The sequence below is a fragment of the Streptomyces sp. NPDC048419 genome (genome assembly GCF_043200415.1).
In the GTDB taxonomy this organism is placed as follows: Bacteria; Actinomycetota; Actinomycetes; order Streptomycetales; family Streptomycetaceae; genus Streptomyces.
The window spans coordinates 13,831-30,836 of the sequence record NZ_JBICXT010000033.1; the positions used below are offsets into that span (position 1 = coordinate 13,831).

18 protein-coding genes are annotated in these 17,006 nt (G+C 70.4%); 7 read left to right on the top strand and 11 right to left on the bottom strand.

Going from position 1 to position 17,006, the window contains the following annotated elements:
- Window positions 1-114: 114 nt before the first annotated feature.
- On the bottom strand, window positions 115-1,677 hold the full coding sequence (locus tag ACGFYN_RS40815; protein WP_393871064.1) for an FAD-binding oxidoreductase: 1,563 nt from the start codon (window positions 1,675-1,677) through the stop codon (window positions 115-117).
- A 318-nt stretch (window positions 1,678-1,995) separates the two neighbouring features.
- On the opposite strand from ACGFYN_RS40815, the gene pstS reads away from it, so the two are divergent.
- The 4 genes from pstS to pstB all read left to right on the top strand — a co-directional run bounded on the left by pstS (window position 1,996) and on the right by pstB (window position 6,178).
- On the top strand, window positions 1,996-3,126 hold the full coding sequence (pstS, locus tag ACGFYN_RS40820) for a phosphate ABC transporter substrate-binding protein PstS (RefSeq protein WP_393871065.1): 1,131 nt from the start codon (window positions 1,996-1,998) through the stop codon (window positions 3,124-3,126).
- A 138-nt stretch (window positions 3,127-3,264) separates the two neighbouring features.
- The gene (gene pstC, locus ACGFYN_RS40825) at window positions 3,265-4,272 is read left to right on the top strand and encodes a phosphate ABC transporter permease subunit PstC (RefSeq protein WP_393871066.1); all 1,008 of its coding nucleotides are present in this window, start codon (window positions 3,265-3,267) and stop codon (window positions 4,270-4,272) included.
- The gene (gene pstA, locus ACGFYN_RS40830; RefSeq protein WP_393871067.1) at window positions 4,269-5,333 is read left to right on the top strand and encodes a phosphate ABC transporter permease PstA; all 1,065 of its coding nucleotides are present in this window, start codon (window positions 4,269-4,271) and stop codon (window positions 5,331-5,333) included. Before pstC ends, pstA begins: the two co-directional genes overlap by 4 nt.
- Window positions 5,334-5,401: 68 nt before the next feature.
- Window positions 5,402-6,178: a phosphate ABC transporter ATP-binding protein PstB gene (gene pstB, locus ACGFYN_RS40835; RefSeq protein WP_393871068.1), complete on the top strand. Its 777-nt coding sequence runs from the start codon at window positions 5,402-5,404 to the stop codon at window positions 6,176-6,178.
- Window positions 6,179-6,289: 111 nt separating this feature from the next.
- On the opposite strand, the gene ACGFYN_RS40840 is transcribed toward pstB, so the two are convergent.
- Together ACGFYN_RS40840 and ACGFYN_RS40845 are read right to left on the bottom strand one after the other, a co-directional pair.
- Window positions 6,290-7,288, bottom strand: a complete 999-nt coding sequence (locus ACGFYN_RS40840) for an anion permease (protein WP_393871069.1) — start codon at window positions 7,286-7,288, stop codon at window positions 6,290-6,292.
- Between the two features lie 7 nt (window positions 7,289-7,295).
- A complete protein-coding gene (locus tag ACGFYN_RS40845; protein ID WP_393871070.1) occupies window positions 7,296-7,916 on the bottom strand; it encodes a DUF47 domain-containing protein in 621 nt (206 codons plus the stop codon).
- Between the two features lie 224 nt (window positions 7,917-8,140).
- Here ACGFYN_RS40845 and ACGFYN_RS40850 point away from each other — a divergent pair, with 224 nt between their 5' ends.
- Entirely contained in the window at window positions 8,141-8,479 is a 339-nt protein-coding gene (locus ACGFYN_RS40850) for a metal-sensitive transcriptional regulator (protein ID WP_393871071.1), read from the top strand.
- Window positions 8,480-8,550: 71 nt separating this feature from the next.
- On the opposite strand, the gene ACGFYN_RS40855 is transcribed toward ACGFYN_RS40850, so the two are convergent.
- Both ACGFYN_RS40855 and ACGFYN_RS40860 read right to left on the bottom strand, forming a co-directional pair.
- The gene (locus ACGFYN_RS40855) at window positions 8,551-8,733 is read right to left on the bottom strand and encodes a hypothetical protein (protein ID WP_016436830.1); all 183 of its coding nucleotides are present in this window, start codon (window positions 8,731-8,733) and stop codon (window positions 8,551-8,553) included.
- Window positions 8,734-8,845: 112 nt separating this feature from the next.
- A complete protein-coding gene (locus tag ACGFYN_RS40860; RefSeq protein WP_393871072.1) occupies window positions 8,846-9,673 on the bottom strand; it encodes a hypothetical protein in 828 nt (275 codons plus the stop codon).
- A gap of 106 nt (window positions 9,674-9,779) precedes the next feature.
- Between ACGFYN_RS40860 and ACGFYN_RS40865 the strand changes: the two genes are divergently transcribed.
- Window positions 9,780-9,965 carry a hypothetical protein gene (locus tag ACGFYN_RS40865; RefSeq protein WP_393871073.1) on the top strand — a complete coding sequence of 62 codons (186 nt, stop codon included), beginning with the start codon at window positions 9,780-9,782 and terminating at the stop codon, window positions 9,963-9,965.
- Here ACGFYN_RS40865 and ACGFYN_RS40870 read toward each other — a convergent pair.
- From ACGFYN_RS40870 to ACGFYN_RS40895, 6 genes are all read right to left on the bottom strand, one after another.
- Window positions 9,962-10,372 carry an NUDIX hydrolase gene (locus tag ACGFYN_RS40870; protein ID WP_393871074.1) on the bottom strand — a complete coding sequence of 137 codons (411 nt, stop codon included), beginning with the start codon at window positions 10,370-10,372 and terminating at the stop codon, window positions 9,962-9,964. The two genes, ACGFYN_RS40865 and ACGFYN_RS40870, sit on opposite strands and share 4 nt — an antisense overlap.
- A gap of 33 nt (window positions 10,373-10,405) precedes the next feature.
- Window positions 10,406-11,485 carry a CHAD domain-containing protein gene (locus ACGFYN_RS40875; protein ID WP_393871075.1) on the bottom strand — a complete coding sequence of 360 codons (1,080 nt, stop codon included), beginning with the start codon at window positions 11,483-11,485 and terminating at the stop codon, window positions 10,406-10,408.
- A complete protein-coding gene (locus tag ACGFYN_RS40880) occupies window positions 11,466-13,700 on the bottom strand; it encodes an RNA degradosome polyphosphate kinase (RefSeq protein WP_393871076.1) in 2,235 nt (744 codons plus the stop codon). The genes ACGFYN_RS40875 and ACGFYN_RS40880 overlap by 20 nt, the downstream gene beginning before the upstream one ends.
- A 348-nt stretch (window positions 13,701-14,048) precedes the next feature.
- The gene (locus ACGFYN_RS40885; protein WP_393871077.1) at window positions 14,049-15,005 is read right to left on the bottom strand and encodes a hypothetical protein; all 957 of its coding nucleotides are present in this window, start codon (window positions 15,003-15,005) and stop codon (window positions 14,049-14,051) included.
- Window positions 15,002-15,922 carry an ABC transporter ATP-binding protein gene (locus tag ACGFYN_RS40890; RefSeq protein WP_393871078.1) on the bottom strand — a complete coding sequence of 307 codons (921 nt, stop codon included), beginning with the start codon at window positions 15,920-15,922 and terminating at the stop codon, window positions 15,002-15,004. The genes ACGFYN_RS40885 and ACGFYN_RS40890 overlap by 4 nt, the downstream gene beginning before the upstream one ends.
- Window positions 15,919-16,326, bottom strand: a complete 408-nt coding sequence (locus ACGFYN_RS40895) for a GntR family transcriptional regulator (protein WP_393871121.1) — start codon at window positions 16,324-16,326, stop codon at window positions 15,919-15,921. The genes ACGFYN_RS40890 and ACGFYN_RS40895 overlap by 4 nt, the downstream gene beginning before the upstream one ends.
- A gap of 111 nt (window positions 16,327-16,437) precedes the next feature.
- Between ACGFYN_RS40895 and ACGFYN_RS40900 the strand changes: the two genes are divergently transcribed.
- Window positions 16,438-16,980 (top strand): RNA polymerase sigma factor, encoded by a 543-nt coding sequence (locus ACGFYN_RS40900; RefSeq protein WP_393871079.1) that lies wholly within the window; start codon window positions 16,438-16,440, stop codon window positions 16,978-16,980.
- Window positions 16,981-17,006 lie beyond the last annotated feature (26 nt).

Genomic DNA, 17,006 nt, shown 5'->3' on the forward strand with positions numbered 1-17,006 from the left:
GTTCGGTGGGCGGGGCGGTCTGATGTCCGCGGGTGCGTCGTGGCTGGTCGCGCCCACGCGGCGGAGCCGCACATCGATGCAGCTGCGCGCCCGTCAGGGGGATTGCGGCGAGGTCTACAGCGCCTGCGGGTAGGTGAAGAAGCGGTTCGGGTCGTACTGCTTCTTCAGGGTCGCGAGCCGCGCCGCCGCATCGCCGTAGTAGGCCTTGCGCCAGTTCGTCAGCGTGGGGTCCGTGTAGTTCTGGTACGCCGCCCCGGAGGCGTACGGCTTCATCGCGTTGTGGGCCGAGGTCAGCCAGGACTGGGCGGTGGAGCCCGTCGTGCCGGCCCGCCAGGACGCGATGTACTGCGCCAGCATGCGGGAGCGGCGGTGGACGAAGGCCGTGGCCGTGGGGGAGACGCGGTTGACCGCGCCGCCGAGGGCCGTCAGGGCGATGCTGCCCGAGCCGCCCCGCACCGACGACATCTGCTTCAGCAGTGTCTGGATTCCAGCGGCCGAGATCGAGCGGTCGAAGAAGTCGGAGCGTGCCGCGTACGTCTCCCTGCCGAGCGCGCCCTGCGGGGAGCGGCCCGGCGTGGGGCCGGGGAGGTGGCACTGCGCCTGGGAGGAGAAGGAGGAGCAGCCGGCGTAGATCTCCATGGCCTCCTCGTAGCCGCGGCGGCGCAGCGAGACGCTGGTCGCGTTCGCGCCGACCTTGTCGGCCAGGCGGTCCACCGCGTTCTTCAGCTCGGCGTAGCCGCCGATGGAGAAGCAGGCGACGGAGACGGTCGGGGTGCCTCCGGCCGCGTTCGCCAGGTGCAGGGAGGACCAGATCTCGTCGGGCTGGCCCGGGCCCCACTCCTGCCAGGCCTTGACCACCGCGGCCGCCTTCGACCAGGGCCAGGTGAGATAGCCCGTCACCGCCTGCGGGGCCGGGTGGGTCTTGAAGTGCAGTTCGGTCACGACGCCGAAGTTGCCGTTGCCCGCGCCGCGCAGGGCCCAGAACAGGTCCTTGTTCTCGGTGGCGCTCGCGACGAGTTCCTTGCCGTCCGCCGTGATCAGCGTCGCCTGGGTGAGGTTGTCGCAGGTGAGGCCGTAGGCCCGGGAGACCACGCCGTGGCCGCCGCCGAGGACCAGGCCGGAGACGCCGACGGTGGGGCAGGAGCCGGCGGGTATGGTCACGCCCTTCGCGGCGAGCCCCCGGTAGACGTCGATCAGCTTGGCGCCGGCGCCGACGACGGCCTGGCCGCCGCTCACCCGGATCTGCTTCAGCCGGGAGACGTCGAGGATCAGCTTGCCGTTGCCGGAGGACCAGCCCGCGTAGGAGTGGCCGCCGTTGCGTATCGCGACCTGGATGTGGTGGGCGCGGGCGTAGGCGAGTGTCGTGCGGATGTCGTCGGTGTGGGCGGCGTAGGCCACGGCCGCCGGCTTCAGGCCGTCGAAGCGGGTGTTGTAGAGCTGGCGGGCCGCGGCCCAGTCGCCCTCGCCCGGGCGTATCAGGGTGCCGTCCAGGTCGTGCGCGAGGGCGGTCCAGTTGGCGGGGGCGGCCAGGGCTCCGGTGGACCGGACCGACGTACCGGTGGACGATGAGGAGGACGACGAACTGCTGGTGTCCGCGTCGGCGGCCCCGCCCTTGCAGGCCGTGGCGACCGCGGCGAGGGCGGCCGCGCCGCCTCCTATGAACGTACGCCGTTCCATGCTGTGCCTCCCGATAGCTCTCGGGGAACGAGACGGCTCGCCGACCTCAGGGGTTCCAGAAGGAAGTGTCACCGCTCTGTCACCGTGGACCGGAACCAGGGTGTGCTCTCCCCGTAAGCATTCCGTGACCTAACCACAACGTCTGCAGGGGTTCACCTGGCGTTCATTTGTGGCCATCGGCGCCTTCACCTGATCTGCCTAATTTCGGCCTTACGCGATGCGGACCGCCTTGCAGGAGGCGCTCCGTGTGTCGCCCAAGTTTTCGACTCCGCACGCCGCCGGATTCAGGACGGCGGCTCCTGGAAGGAACTCTTTCAAGTGAAGCTTCAGCGCATGAATCGGCGGGCCATCGCCCTCGGTGCCATCGCCGCGTCGAGCGCCCTGGTCCTCACGGCGTGCGGCTCGGACGACACCAGCAGCAGCGGCAGCGGCGACAGCAGCGCCTCCGCCACCGGTGCCGCCAGCTCGATCAAGTGTGACAACGCCAAGGGGCAGCTGCTGTCCGACGGCTCGTCCGCGCAGAAGAACGCGATCGACGCGTGGGTCGCGCAGTTCTCCAAGGCCTGTGGCGTTCAGATCAACTACAAGGCCGGCGGCTCGGGCGCGGGTGTCACCTCCTTCACCCAGGGCCAGCTCGCCTTCGCCGGTTCCGACTCGGCGCTGAAGCCCGAAGAGGTCACCGCCTCCAAGAAGGTCTGCTCCGGCGGCCAGGGCATCGACCTGCCGATGGTCGGCGGCCCGATCGCGGTCGGCTACAACCTCTCCGGCGTGGACAACCTGGTCCTGGACGCTCCGACCCTTGCGAAGATCTTCGACAGCAAGATCACCAAGTGGAACGACCCGGCGATCAAGAAGCTGAACCCGTCCGCCAAGCTGCCCGACCTCAAGATCCAGGCGTTCCACCGCTCGGACGAGTCCGGCACCACGGACAACTTCACCAAGTACCTCAAGGCCACCGACCCGACCGACTGGAAGTACTCGGGCGGCAAGGCCTGGCAGGCCAAGGGCGGTCAGTCCGCCGCGCAGTCCTCCGGTGTGGCCGCCCAGGTCAAGCAGACCAACGGCGCCATCGGTTACTTCGAGCTCTCCTACGTCGCCGACGGCATGAAGGCCGTCAGCATCAGCACGGGTGCCAGCGCGCCGGTCGCCCCGAGCAGCGACTCCGCCTCCAAGGCGATCGCCGACGCCAAGGTCGTGGGCACGGGCCAGGACCTGTCGCTCCAGCTGAACTACGCCACCAAGGCCGACGGCGCCTACCCGATCACGCTGGTCACCTACGAGATCGCGTGCGACAAGGGCAACAAGGCGGACACCCTGCCCGCCACCAAGGCGTTCCTGCGCTACATCGCCTCCGAGGACGGCCAGAACGTCCTCAGCGGTCTGAAGTACGCCCCCATCCCCGCCGACATCATCGCCAAGGTCCGCACCACCATCGAGGGCCTGAGCTGATCTGAGTGTGCGGTCCGGTCCCGGGCCACGAACCGGGACCGGACCGCATCGTCCGGTGCACCGCCGCCATGAGCCGTACGTCGCGTACGGCTTCGCAGAGCCACGCGACCCGCACGGCTCCGCAGACCGGAGAACCCGATGGAATCTTCAACACAGATAGCCGACACTCCACCTCCCCCGCCCCTGCCCGCCGGCGCCGAAGAAAAGCGCGCCGCCCGGGGTGCCACCCGACCCGGTGACCGCATCTTCCTCGGTCTCTCCCGCGGGTCGGGCATTCTGCTGCTGGTGATCATGGCCGCGATCGCGGTCTTCCTCACCTATCGCGCCACGCTCGCGATCAGCAAGGACCACACGAGCTTCCTGACCACGTTCGAGTGGAACACCAACATCCAGCCGCCGTCCTTCGGCATCGCGGTCCTGGCCTACGGCACGGTGATCTCCTCGATCATCGCCATGGTCATCGCGGTCCCGATCGCGGTGGCCATCGCGCTGTTCCTCACGCACTACGCCCCGCGCCGCCTGGCCGGCCCCATCGCGTACGTGATCGACCTGCTCGCCGCCGTGCCGTCCATCGTCTACGGGCTGTGGGGCGCGCTGATCCTCGTACCGCACATGAACGGCCTCTTCGGCTGGCTCAACGACTACCTCGGCTGGACCGGGCTCTTCTCCTGGGAGGAGGGCGCCCCGCGCTCGATGCTCACCGTGGGCATCCTGCTCGCGATCATGATCCTGCCGATCATCACCAACGTGAGCCGCGAGGTCTTCCGCCAGGTCCCGCGGATGCACGAGGAGGCGGCCCTGGCCCTCGGCGCCACGCGCTGGGAGGTCGTCCGCATGGCCGTCCTGCCCTTCGGCCGCTCCGGCGTGATCTCCGCCTCGATGCTCGGTCTGGGCCGCGCGCTCGGCGAGACGATGGCCGTCGCGACCGTGCTCTCCCCGGACTTCCTGATCCACGCCAGCCTGCTCAACCCGGGCGGCGGCACCTTCGCCCAGAACATCGCCAGCAAGTTCGGCGAGGCGGACGAGTTCGGCCGTGACGCGCTGATCGCCTCCGGTCTGGTCCTGTTCGTCATCACCCTGCTGGTCAACGGCGCGGCCCGCATGATCATCGCCCGCCGCAAGGAGTACTCGGGGGCCAACGCATGAGCCACGCAGCAGCCGTCACCGAAAAGCGCCCCAGCACCCTGCGCGGCGCCTCCCTGCCGAAGTGGTCGCCGTGGGCGATCGCCGCCGGCTCCGTGGTCGTCGCCATCGGCATCGGCGTGGCCGCCGGCCTCGACAGCAAGGTCCAGTGGGGCCTGATCGCCGCACTGCTCTTCCTCGTCGGCACCTACACCATCGCCGCGAGCGTCGAGGGCCGCAGGCAGGCCAAGGACCGCATCGCGACCGGACTGGTCTGGACGGCCTTCCTGCTCGCCCTCGTACCGCTGGTCTCCCTGCTCTGGACGACCATCGCGCGCGGCGTCAAGGTCCTGGACGTCTACTTCCTGACCCACTCGATGGGCATCGTCGCCGACTCCCAGCCGGGCGGTGGCATCTACCACGCCATCATCGGCAGCATCGAGCAGGTCGGCCTCGCCACGATCATGGCGGCGCCGGTCGGCGTGCTCACCGCGATCTACCTCGTCGAGTACGGCCGCGGCGCTCTCGCCCGCTCGGTCACCTTCTTCGTCGACGTCATGACCGGCATCCCGTCGATCGTCGCGGGCCTGTTCATCCTGTCGCTGATGCTGATCTTCGACATGCAGCCCTTCGGCTTCGCCGGCTCGCTGGCCCTGGCCATCCTGATGATGCCGATCGTGGTCCGGTCCACGGAGGAGATGCTCAAACTCGTCCCGAACGAGCTGCGCGAGGCGTCCCTGGCGCTGGGCATCCCGAAGTGGCGCACCATCCTCAAGGTGGTCCTGCCGACCTCGATCGGCGGCATCACGACCGGCATCATGCTGGCCGTCGCCCGTATCGCGGGTGAGACCGCCCCGGTGCTGCTGCTCGTGTTCGGAAACCGGTTCATCAACAACAACCCCTTCGAGGGGGCGCAGCAGTCGCTGCCGCTGTACATCTACCAGCAGTACGCGAACAGCGCAGGCGCGAACGCGGCGTACGACCGGGCCTGGGCGGCCTCTCTCACGCTGATCGCCTTCGTGATGATCCTGAACCTGGTGGCCCGGGCGATCGCCCGCTGGAAGGCCCCGAAGACCGGTCGCTAAGGCGACAACTTCCGGCTCCGCCGGGCGGGGCCTATCGGCGACTGAAGAATTCTGGAAGTGAAGTAGTCATGGCCAAGCGAATCGACGTGAGCGGTCTCACCGCCTACTACGGCTCCCACAAGGCGATCGAGGACATCTCGATGACCGTGGAGCCCCGCACGGTGACGGCCTTCATCGGCCCCTCCGGCTGCGGCAAGTCGACGTTCCTGCGCACCCTGAACCGCATGCACGAGGTCACCCCGGGCGGCCGGGTCGAGGGCAAGGTGCTGCTGGACGACGAGGATCTGTACGGCACCGGGATCGACCCGGTGTCCGTGCGCCGGGAGATCGGCATGGTCTTCCAGCGTCCGAACCCCTTCCCGACGATGTCGATCTTCGACAACGTGGCGGCGGGGCTGCGGCTGAACGGCAGCTACAAGAAGAGCGAGCTCGCGGACATCGTGGAGAAGTCGCTCAAGGGCGCGAACCTCTGGAACGAGGTCAAGGACCGGCTGAACAAGCCGGGCTCCGGCCTCTCCGGCGGTCAGCAGCAGCGGCTGTGCATCGCGCGTGCGATCGCGGTCGAGCCCAAGGTGCTGCTCATGGACGAGCCCTGCTCCGCCCTGGACCCGATCTCGACCCTCGCCATCGAGGACCTGATCGGAGAGCTGAAGGAGCGCTTCACGATCGTCATCGTGACGCACAACATGCAGCAGGCGGCGCGTGTCTCGGACCGTACGGCGTTCTTCAACCTCGCCGCCGTCGGGCAGCCCGGCAAGCTGATCGAGATCGACGACACCGAGCGGATCTTCTCCAACCCGTCGGTCCAGGCGACCGAGGACTACATCTCCGGCCGCTTCGGCTAGGCCGGTACGGACCCCCGCGGTGCTGCATGGCGGTGCCACCGCGGGGACGATAGGGGCCCGCCCCCGGCTCCCGGGGGCGGGCCCGTCGTCGTATCCGCAGCAAAAAGGTCCCTACAGGAACGCCAGGTCCACGATCCAGTACGCCACCGCCGCCACCAGGGCCGCGGCCGGCATGGTGATGAACCAGCCCATGACGATGTTCTTGGCCACACCCCAGCGGACCGCGTTCACGCGCTTGGTGGCGCCGACGCCCATGATGGCGGAGGTGATGACGTGGGTGGTGGAGATGGGGGCCTTGAAGAGGAAGGCCGTGGTGAACATGATCGCCGCGCCGGTGGTCTCCGCGGCGAAGCCCTGCGGCGGGTCCAGCTCGATGATCTTGCGGCCGAGGGTGCGCATGATGCGCCAGCCGCCGGCGTAGGTGCCCAGCGAGAGCATGATCGCGCAGACGAGCTTGACCCAGACCGGGATCGGGTCGCCGTAGGTCTCGTGGCCGGAAATCACCAGTGCCATGACCACGACGCCCATCGTCTTCTGGGCGTCCTGGAGGCCGTGACCGAGCGCCATGCCCGCCGCCGAGACCGTCTGGGCGATACGGAAGCCGCGCTTGGCCTTGTGCGGGTTGGACCGGCGGAAGAGCCACAGGATCGCCGTCATGACGAGGTAGCCGACGATCAGACCGACGATCGGCGACAGGAACATCGGGATGACGATCTTGTCGATCACGCCGTGCCAGATGACCTCCGTGCCGCCCGCGAGGGCCGCGCCCACCAGACCGCCGAACAGAGCGTGGGAGGACGAGGAGGGCAGGCCGAAGTACCAGGTGACGAGGTTCCAGACGATCGCGCCGACCAGGCCGGAGAAGAGGATGGCCATCCCCTTCGAGCCCTGCGGGGTCTCGATCAGGCCCTCGCTGACGGTCTTGGCGATCCCGGAACCCAGAAAGGCACCCGCGAGGTTCATCACGGCGGCCATCGCGAGCGCGGCCCGGGGGGTCAGTGCACGCGTCGACACGGACGTCGCGATCGCGTTCGCCGAGTCGTGGAAGCCGTTGGTGTACGTGAAGAAGAGCGCGACCGCGACGGTCACGATCAGAGCGAAGGTGTCCATCGACGCCTCAGGACTCCTTGACGGCGATGGTCTCCACCGTGTTCGCCACGTGCTCGAAAGCGTCCGCGGCCTCTTCCAGCACGTCCACGATCTGCTTGAGCTTGAGCACCTCGATGGCTTCGTACTTGCCGTTGAAGAGGTGGGCCAGCAGCTTGCGGTGGATCTGGTCGGCCTGGTTCTCGAGCCGGTTGACCTCGATCCAGTACTCGGTGAGGTTGTCCATCGTGCGCAGGTTCGGCATGGCCTCGGCGGTCAGCTCGGCCGCCCGCGCCAGGACCTCGATCTGCTGCTCCACGCCCTTGGGGAGTTCCTCGACGTTGTAGAGGACGACCAGGTCGACGGCCTCCTCCATGAAGTCCATGATGTCGTCGAGGGACGAGGCGAGGTTGTAGATGTCCTCGCGGTCGAACGGCGTGATGAACGAGGAGTTCAGCTGGTGGAAGATCGCATGCGTGGCGTCGTCACCTGCGTGTTCCGCGGCCCGCATACGCTCTGCGATCTCGGCCCGGGCAGGTGCGTCCGCCCCGAGCAGTTCCATGAGGAGCTTCGAGCCCGTGACGATGTTGTCCGCGGACGCGGCGAACATGTCGTAGAAGCTCGTCTCCCTGGGGGTCAGACGAAAGCGCACGTGGGGTCCTCTAGGTGCTTCGGTTTCGGTCAGGCTGATGCTAGGCGCATCATCCGGCCACGGCTAATGGGCCGTCCCCCAGTGTCGCCCATCGGTCGGAGTGATCGGCACGGGGGCGGTACGGGGCTTCGATTCCGGTGTCGGCCAAGGGCCCTATACCCAGCAAAGTTCGATACGATATACCCACCTGGGGTATATGTCCGCACGTCTTGTGGGAGGACGCGATGACGACCACCGAGGCCGGCGCGACCGCGCCCTCCGACAACAGCGCACAAAACGTGACGCATGGGTACCACAAGCAGAAGGACGAACACCTCAAGCGCCTGCGCCGGATCGAGGGCCAGATCCGGGGCCTTCAGCGGATGGTGGACGAGGACACCTACTGCATCGACATACTCACCCAGGTGTCCGCCTCCACGAAGGCCCTGCAGTCCTTCGCGCTGCAGCTGCTGGAGGAGCACCTGAGGCACTGCGTCGCCGACGCCGCCGTCAAGGGCGGCGACGAGATCGACGCGAAGGTCGAGGAGGCCACGAAAGCGATCGGGCGGCTGCTGCGTACCTGATCGCGCCTGGGTGACGGGTCCGGCGGTGAGGCGCGGCGGGCGGGCCCGGCCGCGCCCCCACGCAAGCGGGGTCAGGCGTCCGCGTCCCCCGCACGGGCACGCTCTTCGGCCACTTTCAGCACCTCGTCGATGCTCTCCAGGCTGAGCCGCTCCTCCGCGGCCGAGGCCGCGATGATCAGCTCTCCGCACAGCTCGATCTCGGCGAGGGCCACGTGGTCCTGAACTGCCGTACCGCCGACCGGAGCCACGTGCATCACCTCATCTCTGCCGTTACCGACTTCCTAGAGTAGGGAGCGGCCTACGCACCGCGCATGGCACGGACGGGCTAGTTCTTGACGCCCGCCGGTCATCCTCGCGCACGGCCCGCTACTCGGCGATCTTCCCCGCGTAGATGTCCTTCGACGCCGGCAACCGTACGTCGACGGGGGACCCGAAGTCGTACAGCAGAGTCGTCGAGGCGACCGCGACCGCGCTCTTCTCCCGTCCGTTGACGAAGCTGAACCGGTGCCGGATCTTGCGGATGCGGCCCTGGTCGTCGAGGTAGGCGTCGAACGGCACCTGGGCCGTGGCGAACCCTTTCGCCGCCGCGGCGAGCGAGGCGCGGACGCCCTCGGAGGCGCCCTTCGCCGCCGTCGCGAGGTCGGCGGTGCCGCGGTAGTGCCGCACCTCGACACCCGCGAACTCGGTGCGGCCGAGGTAGGTCGCCGTGCGTGTCCCGAGCAGCAACTCGGCTGCGGCGTAGGGGTCGGTGGCCCCGCCGGTCACCAGGTTGCCGTCGGAGAGGGCGCCGGTGTCGACCCGTACCCACTTGTCGGCCGGCACGCCCGCGCCCCGGTTCTTCATGAACAGGGCGCCGGGGGTGAGGAGTTCGGTGATCGGCCGGTGCTCGGCGGTGCCGGCGGGGGTCTGCGGGAGCTGCACGCGCAGGCTGCCGACCTGCCGGCGGTAGTCGTAGTCGCCCTCGCCGCGGATGGTGACGCGGGTGCCGCCGGTGGCCATCTCCATCGACGTGCTGGCCTTCGACGTGCCCGCGTCCACCAGGGTGCCGGCGGCGTGGCGCAGGGTCTCGACGGGGTCGGAGGCATGTGGGTCCTCGGCGGCGGACCCGGTGCCGGCGCAGCCGCCGGCCCCCATGCAGACGCAGACCATCAGTCCCGCCGCAACGACCGTTCCCCTGTGCCGCAGCTCCGCCATCGCCTGTCTACCCCCAGCCGGTACGTCCGTCACGGGCTCGTTCCGCTTAACGACGGGTGGGAGGGGCCGTCACGCGCATCCGAAAGCCCGTTGCCGGAGGCAGCCGATGAATGCAGCACGCGGGCTCGGTAACGTTGTCGCCGTGGCGCAGCAGGAACATCGCACGACGACGGTCGAACAGGGCAGGTTCTGTTTCGCACGATGCAGCTGCGGGTGGCGCGGCCCCGCGCGCAGAGCTCGCAGCCAGGCGCGTACGGACGCCGATGGGCACTCGACCTCGGTGGACACCTAGCGCGGCAGCAGTTCGTCGACGAGGGTGCGGTCGCGGAACTGGGTCAGGCGGCTGCGGGCCGCGGCGGGGGAGAGCCACAGGATGCGGTCCACCTCGTCGTTGGGCGTGAAGTGGCCGCCGGACGCCTCGGCCGCCCAGTAACGCACCTGCTTGGGGCGGCCGTTGACCATGTACCGCACGGTGGCCAGCTCGCTCCCGGTGACGGCGCCGTACCCCGTCTCCTCCTCGACCTCGCGCAGCGCGCCCGTGACCGGGTCCTCGCCGCGCTTCAGTTTGCCCTTGGGGTGCGACCAGTCGTCGTACTTCGGCCGGTGGACGAGACAGATCTCCAGCTCGCCGTCGACCGGGGAACGGCGCCACAGGACGCAGCCGGCCGCCTGGATGAGGGTGTCGTTGGTCTGAGTCACCGGCTCACCGCCTCCTTCGACGGGGTTCACAGCTCAGGACGTGCTCACTGCCTGCTTCTGCCAGCACTGCTGGAAGGCGAAGCGGGCCGCCTCCACCTCGTGCCGCTGGTCCGCGTGGAGCACGCCGAGGGCGTACGCGGTGGCCGGGGCGATGCGGGGGGTGCGGGCCGCCGCGGCCGCCGCGGCCGCCGCCTCCGAGGCGTCGCGGTGGCGGTCGAGGGCCTGGCCCGCGGTCAGCAGGCGGACGTCGATGGGGCCCTTCGTGCCGTACAGCGCCTCGCGGGCGTAGCGGTGCAGGCGTAGCAGCAGCCGGACCTGGTGCCAGGGGGCGTCCTGGGGGTGCGGCGAGGGATCCGGGGAAAGGCCGTGGATCAGGGCTTCCGCGTTGTACGGGCTGCCCGCGGTGACGAGCGGCAGCGCGGCCACGGCGTCGGTCAGCCGCTCCTCGGCCGCCGCGGCCTGCGGGCGGAGGTCGGCCGTGGGTGCGGTGGCGGTGAGCGGGACCTCGCTGGCCAGGACGGCGACCTTGTCGGCGACGGCGTGGAAGCGGGAGGAACCCAGGGCCTGGAGGGCGGTGCTGTGGGCCCGTGTCCGGGCGAGCGTGAGCCGGCGTTCGAGGAGGGCACCCGCCTTGGCCGCGCCGACGGTCAGGTTGCCGCGGTCCGCCGTGGGTGTGTCCCGGCTGCCGGCGGCCACGTCGACGACGGGGGACATGCCCGCCGTGGTCGCCGTCTGGGTCGGGAAGGCCGCCGCTCCCGACAGCCTGTGCAGCGCCAGCAGCAGCCGTTCCAGTCGTGCCGCGTACGCGTGCTCCATCGTCAACGTCCCCGACAGCCAGGCCAGTTCGGGGCGCAGGAGCTCGGACCAGTCGGCCTCCAGCAGGGGGCGGAAGGTGTGCAGGCTGCCGCTGATGCGGCGGACCGAGCGGCGCAGGGCGCGCGCCGCGTCGACGGGATCCTCCGTGCCGCACTGGGCCGCGGCGCCGGTCTCCCGGTGCTGCCGCAGGGCGCGAAGGAACTCCGTGGCCTGGGCCCGCAGATAGCCCGCGAGGGCGTCACCTGTGGGGGCGGGCCCGGCCGTGGGGTCCGTCGGGTCAAGGTGTTGCTGTGCCACGCCGGCGCCTCCGGGCGTCTATGAGCATCTCCTGGACATTGCGCAGGGGTTGGCCGTCCGCGTCGGTGGCGTGCCGGACCCAGTCGCCGTCCGGCCCGAGGTGCCAGGAGGAGGTGGTGTCGGACATGCCCGTCTCCAGCAGCCGGTTCAGGGCTGCGCGGTGGGCCGGGTCGGTGACCCTGACCAGGGCCTCGATACGGCGGTCGAGGTTGCGGTGCATCATGTCGGCGCTGCCGATCCACACCTCGGGCTCGCCGCCGTTGCCGAAGGCGAAGACCCGGGAGTGTTCGAGGAAGCGGCCGAGGATCGAGCGGACCCGGATGTTCTCCGACAGGCCCGCGACGCCCGGGCGGATGGCGCAGATTCCGCGCACCCAGACCTCGACCGGCACGCCCGCCTGCGACGCCCGGTAGAGCGCGTCGATGACGGCCTCGTCGACCATCGAGTTGACCTTGATGCGGACGAAGGCGGGACGGCCCGCACGGTGGTGCTGGGCCTCCTTGTTGATCCGCGAGATCAGCCCGTCACGCAGGGACTTCGGGGCGACCAGGAGACGGCGGTAGGTCTCCCGGCGCGAGTATCCGGACAGGCGGTTGAAGAGGTCCGAGAGGTCGGCGCCCACCTGGGGATCGGCGGTGAGCAGGCCGAGGTCCTCGTAGAGCCGCGCCGTCTTCGGGTGGTAGTTGCCGGTGCCGACGTGGCTGTAGCGCCGTAGCGTGTCGCCCTCCTGGCGGACCACCAGGGAGAGCTTGCAGTGCGTCTTCAGGCCGACCAGGCCGTAGACGACGTGGCAGCCGGCCTCCTCCAGCTTGCGCGCCCACTTGATGTTGGCGTGCTCGTCGAACCGGGCCTTGATCTCGACCAGCACCAGGACCTGCTTGCCGGCCTCGGCGGCGTCGATGAGCGCGTCGACTATCGGGGAGTCGCCGGAGGTGCGGTACAGGGTCTGCTTGATGGCGAGGACGTCCGGGTCGTTGGCCGCCTGCTCCAGGAACGCCTGCACGGAGGTGGAGAAGGAGTCGTACGGGTGGTGCAGCAGGACGTCCCGGCTGCGCAGCGCCGCGAAGATGTCGGGCGCGGACGCCGACTCGACCTCGGCGAGGTCGCGGTGCACGCCGGCGACGAACTTGCGGTACTTCAGCTCGGGGCGGTCGAGGCCGGCGACGCGGAAGAGGCCCGTGAGGTCCAGGGGACCCGGGAGCGGGTACACCTCGGCCTCGGAGATCTTCAGCTCGCGCACCAGCAGGTCCAGCACCTCGCGGTCGATGGACTCCTCGACCTCCAGGCGCACCGGCGGCCCGAAGCGGCGCCGCATGAGTTCCTTCTCCAGGGCCTGGAGCAGGTTCTCGGCGTCGTCCTCCTCGACCTCGAGGTCCTCGTTGCGGGTGAGCCGGAAGGCGTGGTGTTCCAGGACCTCCATGCCCGGGAACAGCTCCTCCAGGTGGGCCGCGATGACGTCCTCGATGGGGACGTAGCGGCCGGGGGAGCTCTCCAGGAAGCGGGACAGCAGCGGCGGCACCTTGACGCGGGCGAAGTGCTTGTGGCCCGTGACGGGGTTGCGTACGACGACGGCCAGGTTCAGCGAGAGGCCGGAGATGTACGGGAAGGGGTGCGCCGGGTCGACCGCCAGCGGGGTCAGGACCGGGAAGATCTGGTGCCGGAAGAGCGTGAAGAGGCGCGCCTGCTCCTTCTCCGTCAGCTCGCTCCAGCGGACGAGGTGGATGCCCTCCTCCGCGAGCGTGGGGGCGACGTCCTCGTGGTAGCAGGCGGCGTGCCGGGCCATGAGTTCGCGCGAGCGGGCCCAGATCATCTCCAGGACTTCACGCGGCTGCAGGCCGGACGCCGAACGGGTGGCGACGCCGGTGGCGATACGGCGCTTCAGACCGGCCACCCGGACCATGAAGAACTCGTCCAGGTTGCTGGCGAAGATCGCGAGGAAGTTGGCCCGTTCGAGCAGGGGCGTGTTCGGGTCCTCGGCGAGCTCCAGAACCCGTTCGTTGAACGCGAGCCAGCTTCGCTCCCGGTCGAGGAAACGACCCTGCGGAAGCTGGGGCCCGTCGTACGGCGACTCCTCGTACGCGTCGAGATCCGCGTCGATGTCGGGTTCCAGGTCGGAAACCGCGGCGGCCACCGTGTGCGGGCGGTGCGCGGCTATGGAGCCCACGGAGGGCTGCGCGTGCTGGACCTGTGACTGGGCGGTGTCGTGCTGACTCATGAACCCATTCTTCCGCGCCACGGGTGAAACGGGCGCGTCGGAAAGTGCGGGAGGCAGGGCGTTCATGGAGCCGGGACTTGTCCCGGGTCCCCCTTGGGCGTCCCCGTTCCCCGCGGGCCCCTCTGGGGGCGGCGAAGGCTTCGGCACGGAGGGCGTCATTGGCCGAGCGTCGCAAGTCCGTCTGAACCGTTGGTTACGGCGACATGGCGTGCGGGATATCTGGGAGCGGCTCCCGGGCGTCTACGTCGACGGGCCGGACGTAAGACCCGGCTGGAGAGGCGCTCCGGAGAATACGGATGTCCCTCCCGTCGGTGGAAGCCCGGGAGGGACAGCGGGTGAACTGACGCGTCACACGGCGCGGCGGCGCAGCACGGCGAAGGCCGCTGCGGCGGCGAGGGCGGCGAGCGCCAGCAGGACGCCCGTCTCCAGGAGCTGGCGGGGCCAGTAGTCGGGGGACGGGAGGTACTCGCGGGCGAAGCGGACGATGTGGTGCTCGGCGAGGCAGTGACGGTCGGCGTAGCAGCCCGGGTCGGGGACCTTGGCGCCCGTGGTGTCGATCGCCCAGCTGTGGGAGTACGGCTCCGGCTGCGTGTAGCGGCCCTGGAAGGGCCAGTGGTTGCCGCGGAACGCGTAGACCAGGAAGTACGCGAACCCGGAGAGCGCGAGCGCGGGCAGCGTGCGGCGCACCGCGAGGCCGATGAGCGCGCCGAGGGCCAGGCCCAGCAGCGGCGCGGCGACGGTGGCAGGGCCGAGGGAGAAGTAGAGGGCGCGCGGGGTGATGCCGGCCACGAGCAGGTTGCTGTGGGCGTCCCACAGCCGGTGGTACAGCGCCGCCAGCAGGCCGTTGCCGAGGACGAGGAAGCATGCGGGCACCGCGAGCTTGGCGGCGAGCCAGCGCGCGGGGGAGACGGACTGCGTCCAGGCCAGCTGCGCGGTGCCGTCCTCCAGCTCGCGGGCGATCAGCGGCCCGGCCGCGAACAGGGCCACGGCGAAGGAGGCGAGCGTGATCAGGGTGTCGGGGTCGTAGAAGAGGTCGTTGTACGCACCCGAGGTGAAGGCGAACAGGGTCGCCGAGGACGAGGACGCCTCCAGGACCCCGCCGTAGCCGAACATCTCGAGCTTGCGCTGAGTGGCTTCGGCGGCGGGACCGGTCAGCCACAGCAGGAAGCCGGCGGTGGCGGCGACGAAGGCGAGCCAGACGCACAGGGCGGTCCGGTGCAGTCGCAGCACCGTCCAGACCAGGCCGCGCGGGCGGGTGATCGTGCGGCGGGCGGACGCGGGGGCCGGGAGGGTGGTGGCGGTCATGCCGTCACCGCCACGGGGGCAGCGGCCGTGCTCGGGGTGAGCAGGGCGGGGGCGTCGGGGGAGCGCAGATGGGCGAGCAGGAGTTCCTCCAGGGACGGTTCTTGGGTGGCCCAGGCGCCCTCGACCGGGCCGTCGCGGCGGATCAGCGCGGTGGTGCCGCGGCCGGCCGCGCGGGACTCGACGACCGTGTGCGGGGCGAGGTCGGCGGGTGTGCCGCGGCCGGTGACCACGGTGTGCGCGGCGAGCAGGTCGTCGATGCCGCCGCCGAGCCGTATCCGGCCGCCGGTCAGGAGCAGCAGGTGGTCGCAGGACTCGGCGAGCTCGCTGACGATGTGCGAGGACATCAGGACGGTGGTGCCGTGTTCGGCGGCGTCCGCCATCAGCGTGCCCATGAGCTCGTGCCGGGCGAGCGGGTCCAGGTCGGCCATCGGCTCGTCGAGCAGCAGCAGTTCGGGCCGCTTGCCGAGGGCGAGGGCGAGCGCGACGCGGGTGCGCTGGCCGCCGGAGAGGCCGCCCACCTTCAGGCCGGGGTCGAGCGAGCCCTGCTCGACGATGGCGGCGGCGCGGGCCGCGTCCCAGCGGCCCGGGTTGAGCTCGGCGCCCAGGCGCAGGGTCTCGGCGATGGTAAGCCGCGGGTAGAGCGGCTTGTTCTGACCCAGGTGGGCGACGCGGTCGCGGCACTCGCCGGGCGCGGCGCCGAGCACCGTGAGCGTGCCGGAGGTGGGCCGCAGCAGCCCGGCGGCGAGGGACAGCAGGGTCGACTTGCCCGCTCCGTTGGGGCCCACCAGTGCGCTGATCCGGCCGGCGGGCAGGCGGAAGGAACAGCCGTCGAGGGCCGCGGGGGCCCTTCGGCCGTACCGCATGCCGAGCCCGGTCGCCTCCAGGGCGACGGCCGGGGTGGTGCTCGTGGAACTCACTGGTCCCCCTCAGGGAAGAGCTGGTCGGATTTCGGGAAGTGCGCGTCGAGGACGGCGCCGAACAGGGCGTCGGCGTCCTCGCGGTCCAGTCCGGCCGCGCGGGCGCGCTGCGCCCAGGCGTCGAGTTCGGCCCGCAGGGGCGAGTCGGCCGGCTGTGTGCCGAGCGTCCTGCGGACGAAGGTGCCGAGCCCCCGGCGCGCCTCGACCAGGCCCTCGCGCTCCAGCTCGCGGTAGGCCTTGAGGACCGTGTTGGGGTTGACGGCGGTGGCCTCGACCACCTCGCGGGCCGTGGGGAGCTTGTCCCCCGGCTCCAGCAGGCCGAGGCGGAGGGCCTGCTTGGTCTGCTGGACGATCTGGACGTAGGTGGCGACGCCGGAGCGCCGGTCGATGCGGTACTCGACCACTCGTACAACCACCCTTTCACTAATTGAGTAGTGAAAGGGTGGTGGAAGGGATGCGGCAAAGTCAAGCGCGATCCTGTGAACCGATGCGGCCGGGCCGTGCGATGAGGAGACGTGAGCGAAACGAGAAGCGACGGGGAGCTGCTGCGCGCCGTCGCCGCGGACGGCGACCGGCGCGCCTTCGAGGAGCTGTACCGGCGGTACGCGCCCTGGCTGACCGCGCGCCTGCGCGGCCGCTGCGCCGACGCCGGTGTGGTCGACGACGTCGTGCAGGAGACGTTCCTGGCGATCTGGCGGGGCAAGGCCCGCTACCGGGAGGAAGGCGACGCAGCCGGGTGGCTGTGGCGCATCGGCTCGCGGCGGCTGATCGACGCGCTGCGCGGCGACGGGGCGCGCGGCCGGCTGCGGCAGGCGCTGGCGCGGCTGCGGCACCGGGACGAGGCGTCCGCGGAGGAGCGCGTGCTCGCGGGGGTGGAGCACGGGGACCTCGCGGGCGCCCTGGTCCGGCTCTCGCCGGAACTTCGGGCGGTCCTGCAGGCCACGGTCATCGACGGGCTCACCACCGGCGAGGCGGCCGTCCTGCTCGGAATTCCGCCGGGCACGGTCAAGACACGGGCGATGCGGGCCCGGAAGCAACTACGGGAGGCGCTGGCATGAGCAGGCAGGCAGGCGATCGGGTCCGC

Excerpts from the sequence above, each read along its gene's own strand:
- ACGFYN_RS40815 (WP_393871064.1), bottom strand. The coding sequence starts at position 1,677 with ATGGAACGGCGTACGTTCATAGGAGGCGGCGCGGCCGCCCTCGCCGCG.
- pstC (WP_393871066.1), top strand. The coding sequence starts at position 3,265 with ATGGAATCTTCAACACAGATAGCCGACACTCCACCTCCCCCGCCCCTG.
- pstA (WP_393871067.1), top strand. The coding sequence starts at position 4,269 with ATGAGCCACGCAGCAGCCGTCACCGAAAAGCGCCCCAGCACCCTGCGC.
- pstB (WP_393871068.1), top strand. The coding sequence starts at position 5,402 with ATGGCCAAGCGAATCGACGTGAGCGGTCTCACCGCCTACTACGGCTCC.
- ACGFYN_RS40840 (WP_393871069.1), bottom strand. The coding sequence starts at position 7,288 with ATGGACACCTTCGCTCTGATCGTGACCGTCGCGGTCGCGCTCTTCTTC.
- ACGFYN_RS40850 (WP_393871071.1), top strand. The coding sequence starts at position 8,141 with ATGACGACCACCGAGGCCGGCGCGACCGCGCCCTCCGACAACAGCGCA.
- ACGFYN_RS40855 (WP_016436830.1), bottom strand. The coding sequence starts at position 8,733 with ATGCACGTGGCTCCGGTCGGCGGTACGGCAGTTCAGGACCACGTGGCC.
- ACGFYN_RS40860 (WP_393871072.1), bottom strand. The coding sequence starts at position 9,673 with ATGGCGGAGCTGCGGCACAGGGGAACGGTCGTTGCGGCGGGACTGATG.
- ACGFYN_RS40865 (WP_393871073.1), top strand. The coding sequence starts at position 9,780 with ATGAATGCAGCACGCGGGCTCGGTAACGTTGTCGCCGTGGCGCAGCAG.
- ACGFYN_RS40880 (WP_393871076.1), bottom strand. The coding sequence starts at position 13,700 with ATGAGTCAGCACGACACCGCCCAGTCACAGGTCCAGCACGCGCAGCCC.
- ACGFYN_RS40885 (WP_393871077.1), bottom strand. The coding sequence starts at position 15,005 with ATGACCGCCACCACCCTCCCGGCCCCCGCGTCCGCCCGCCGCACGATC.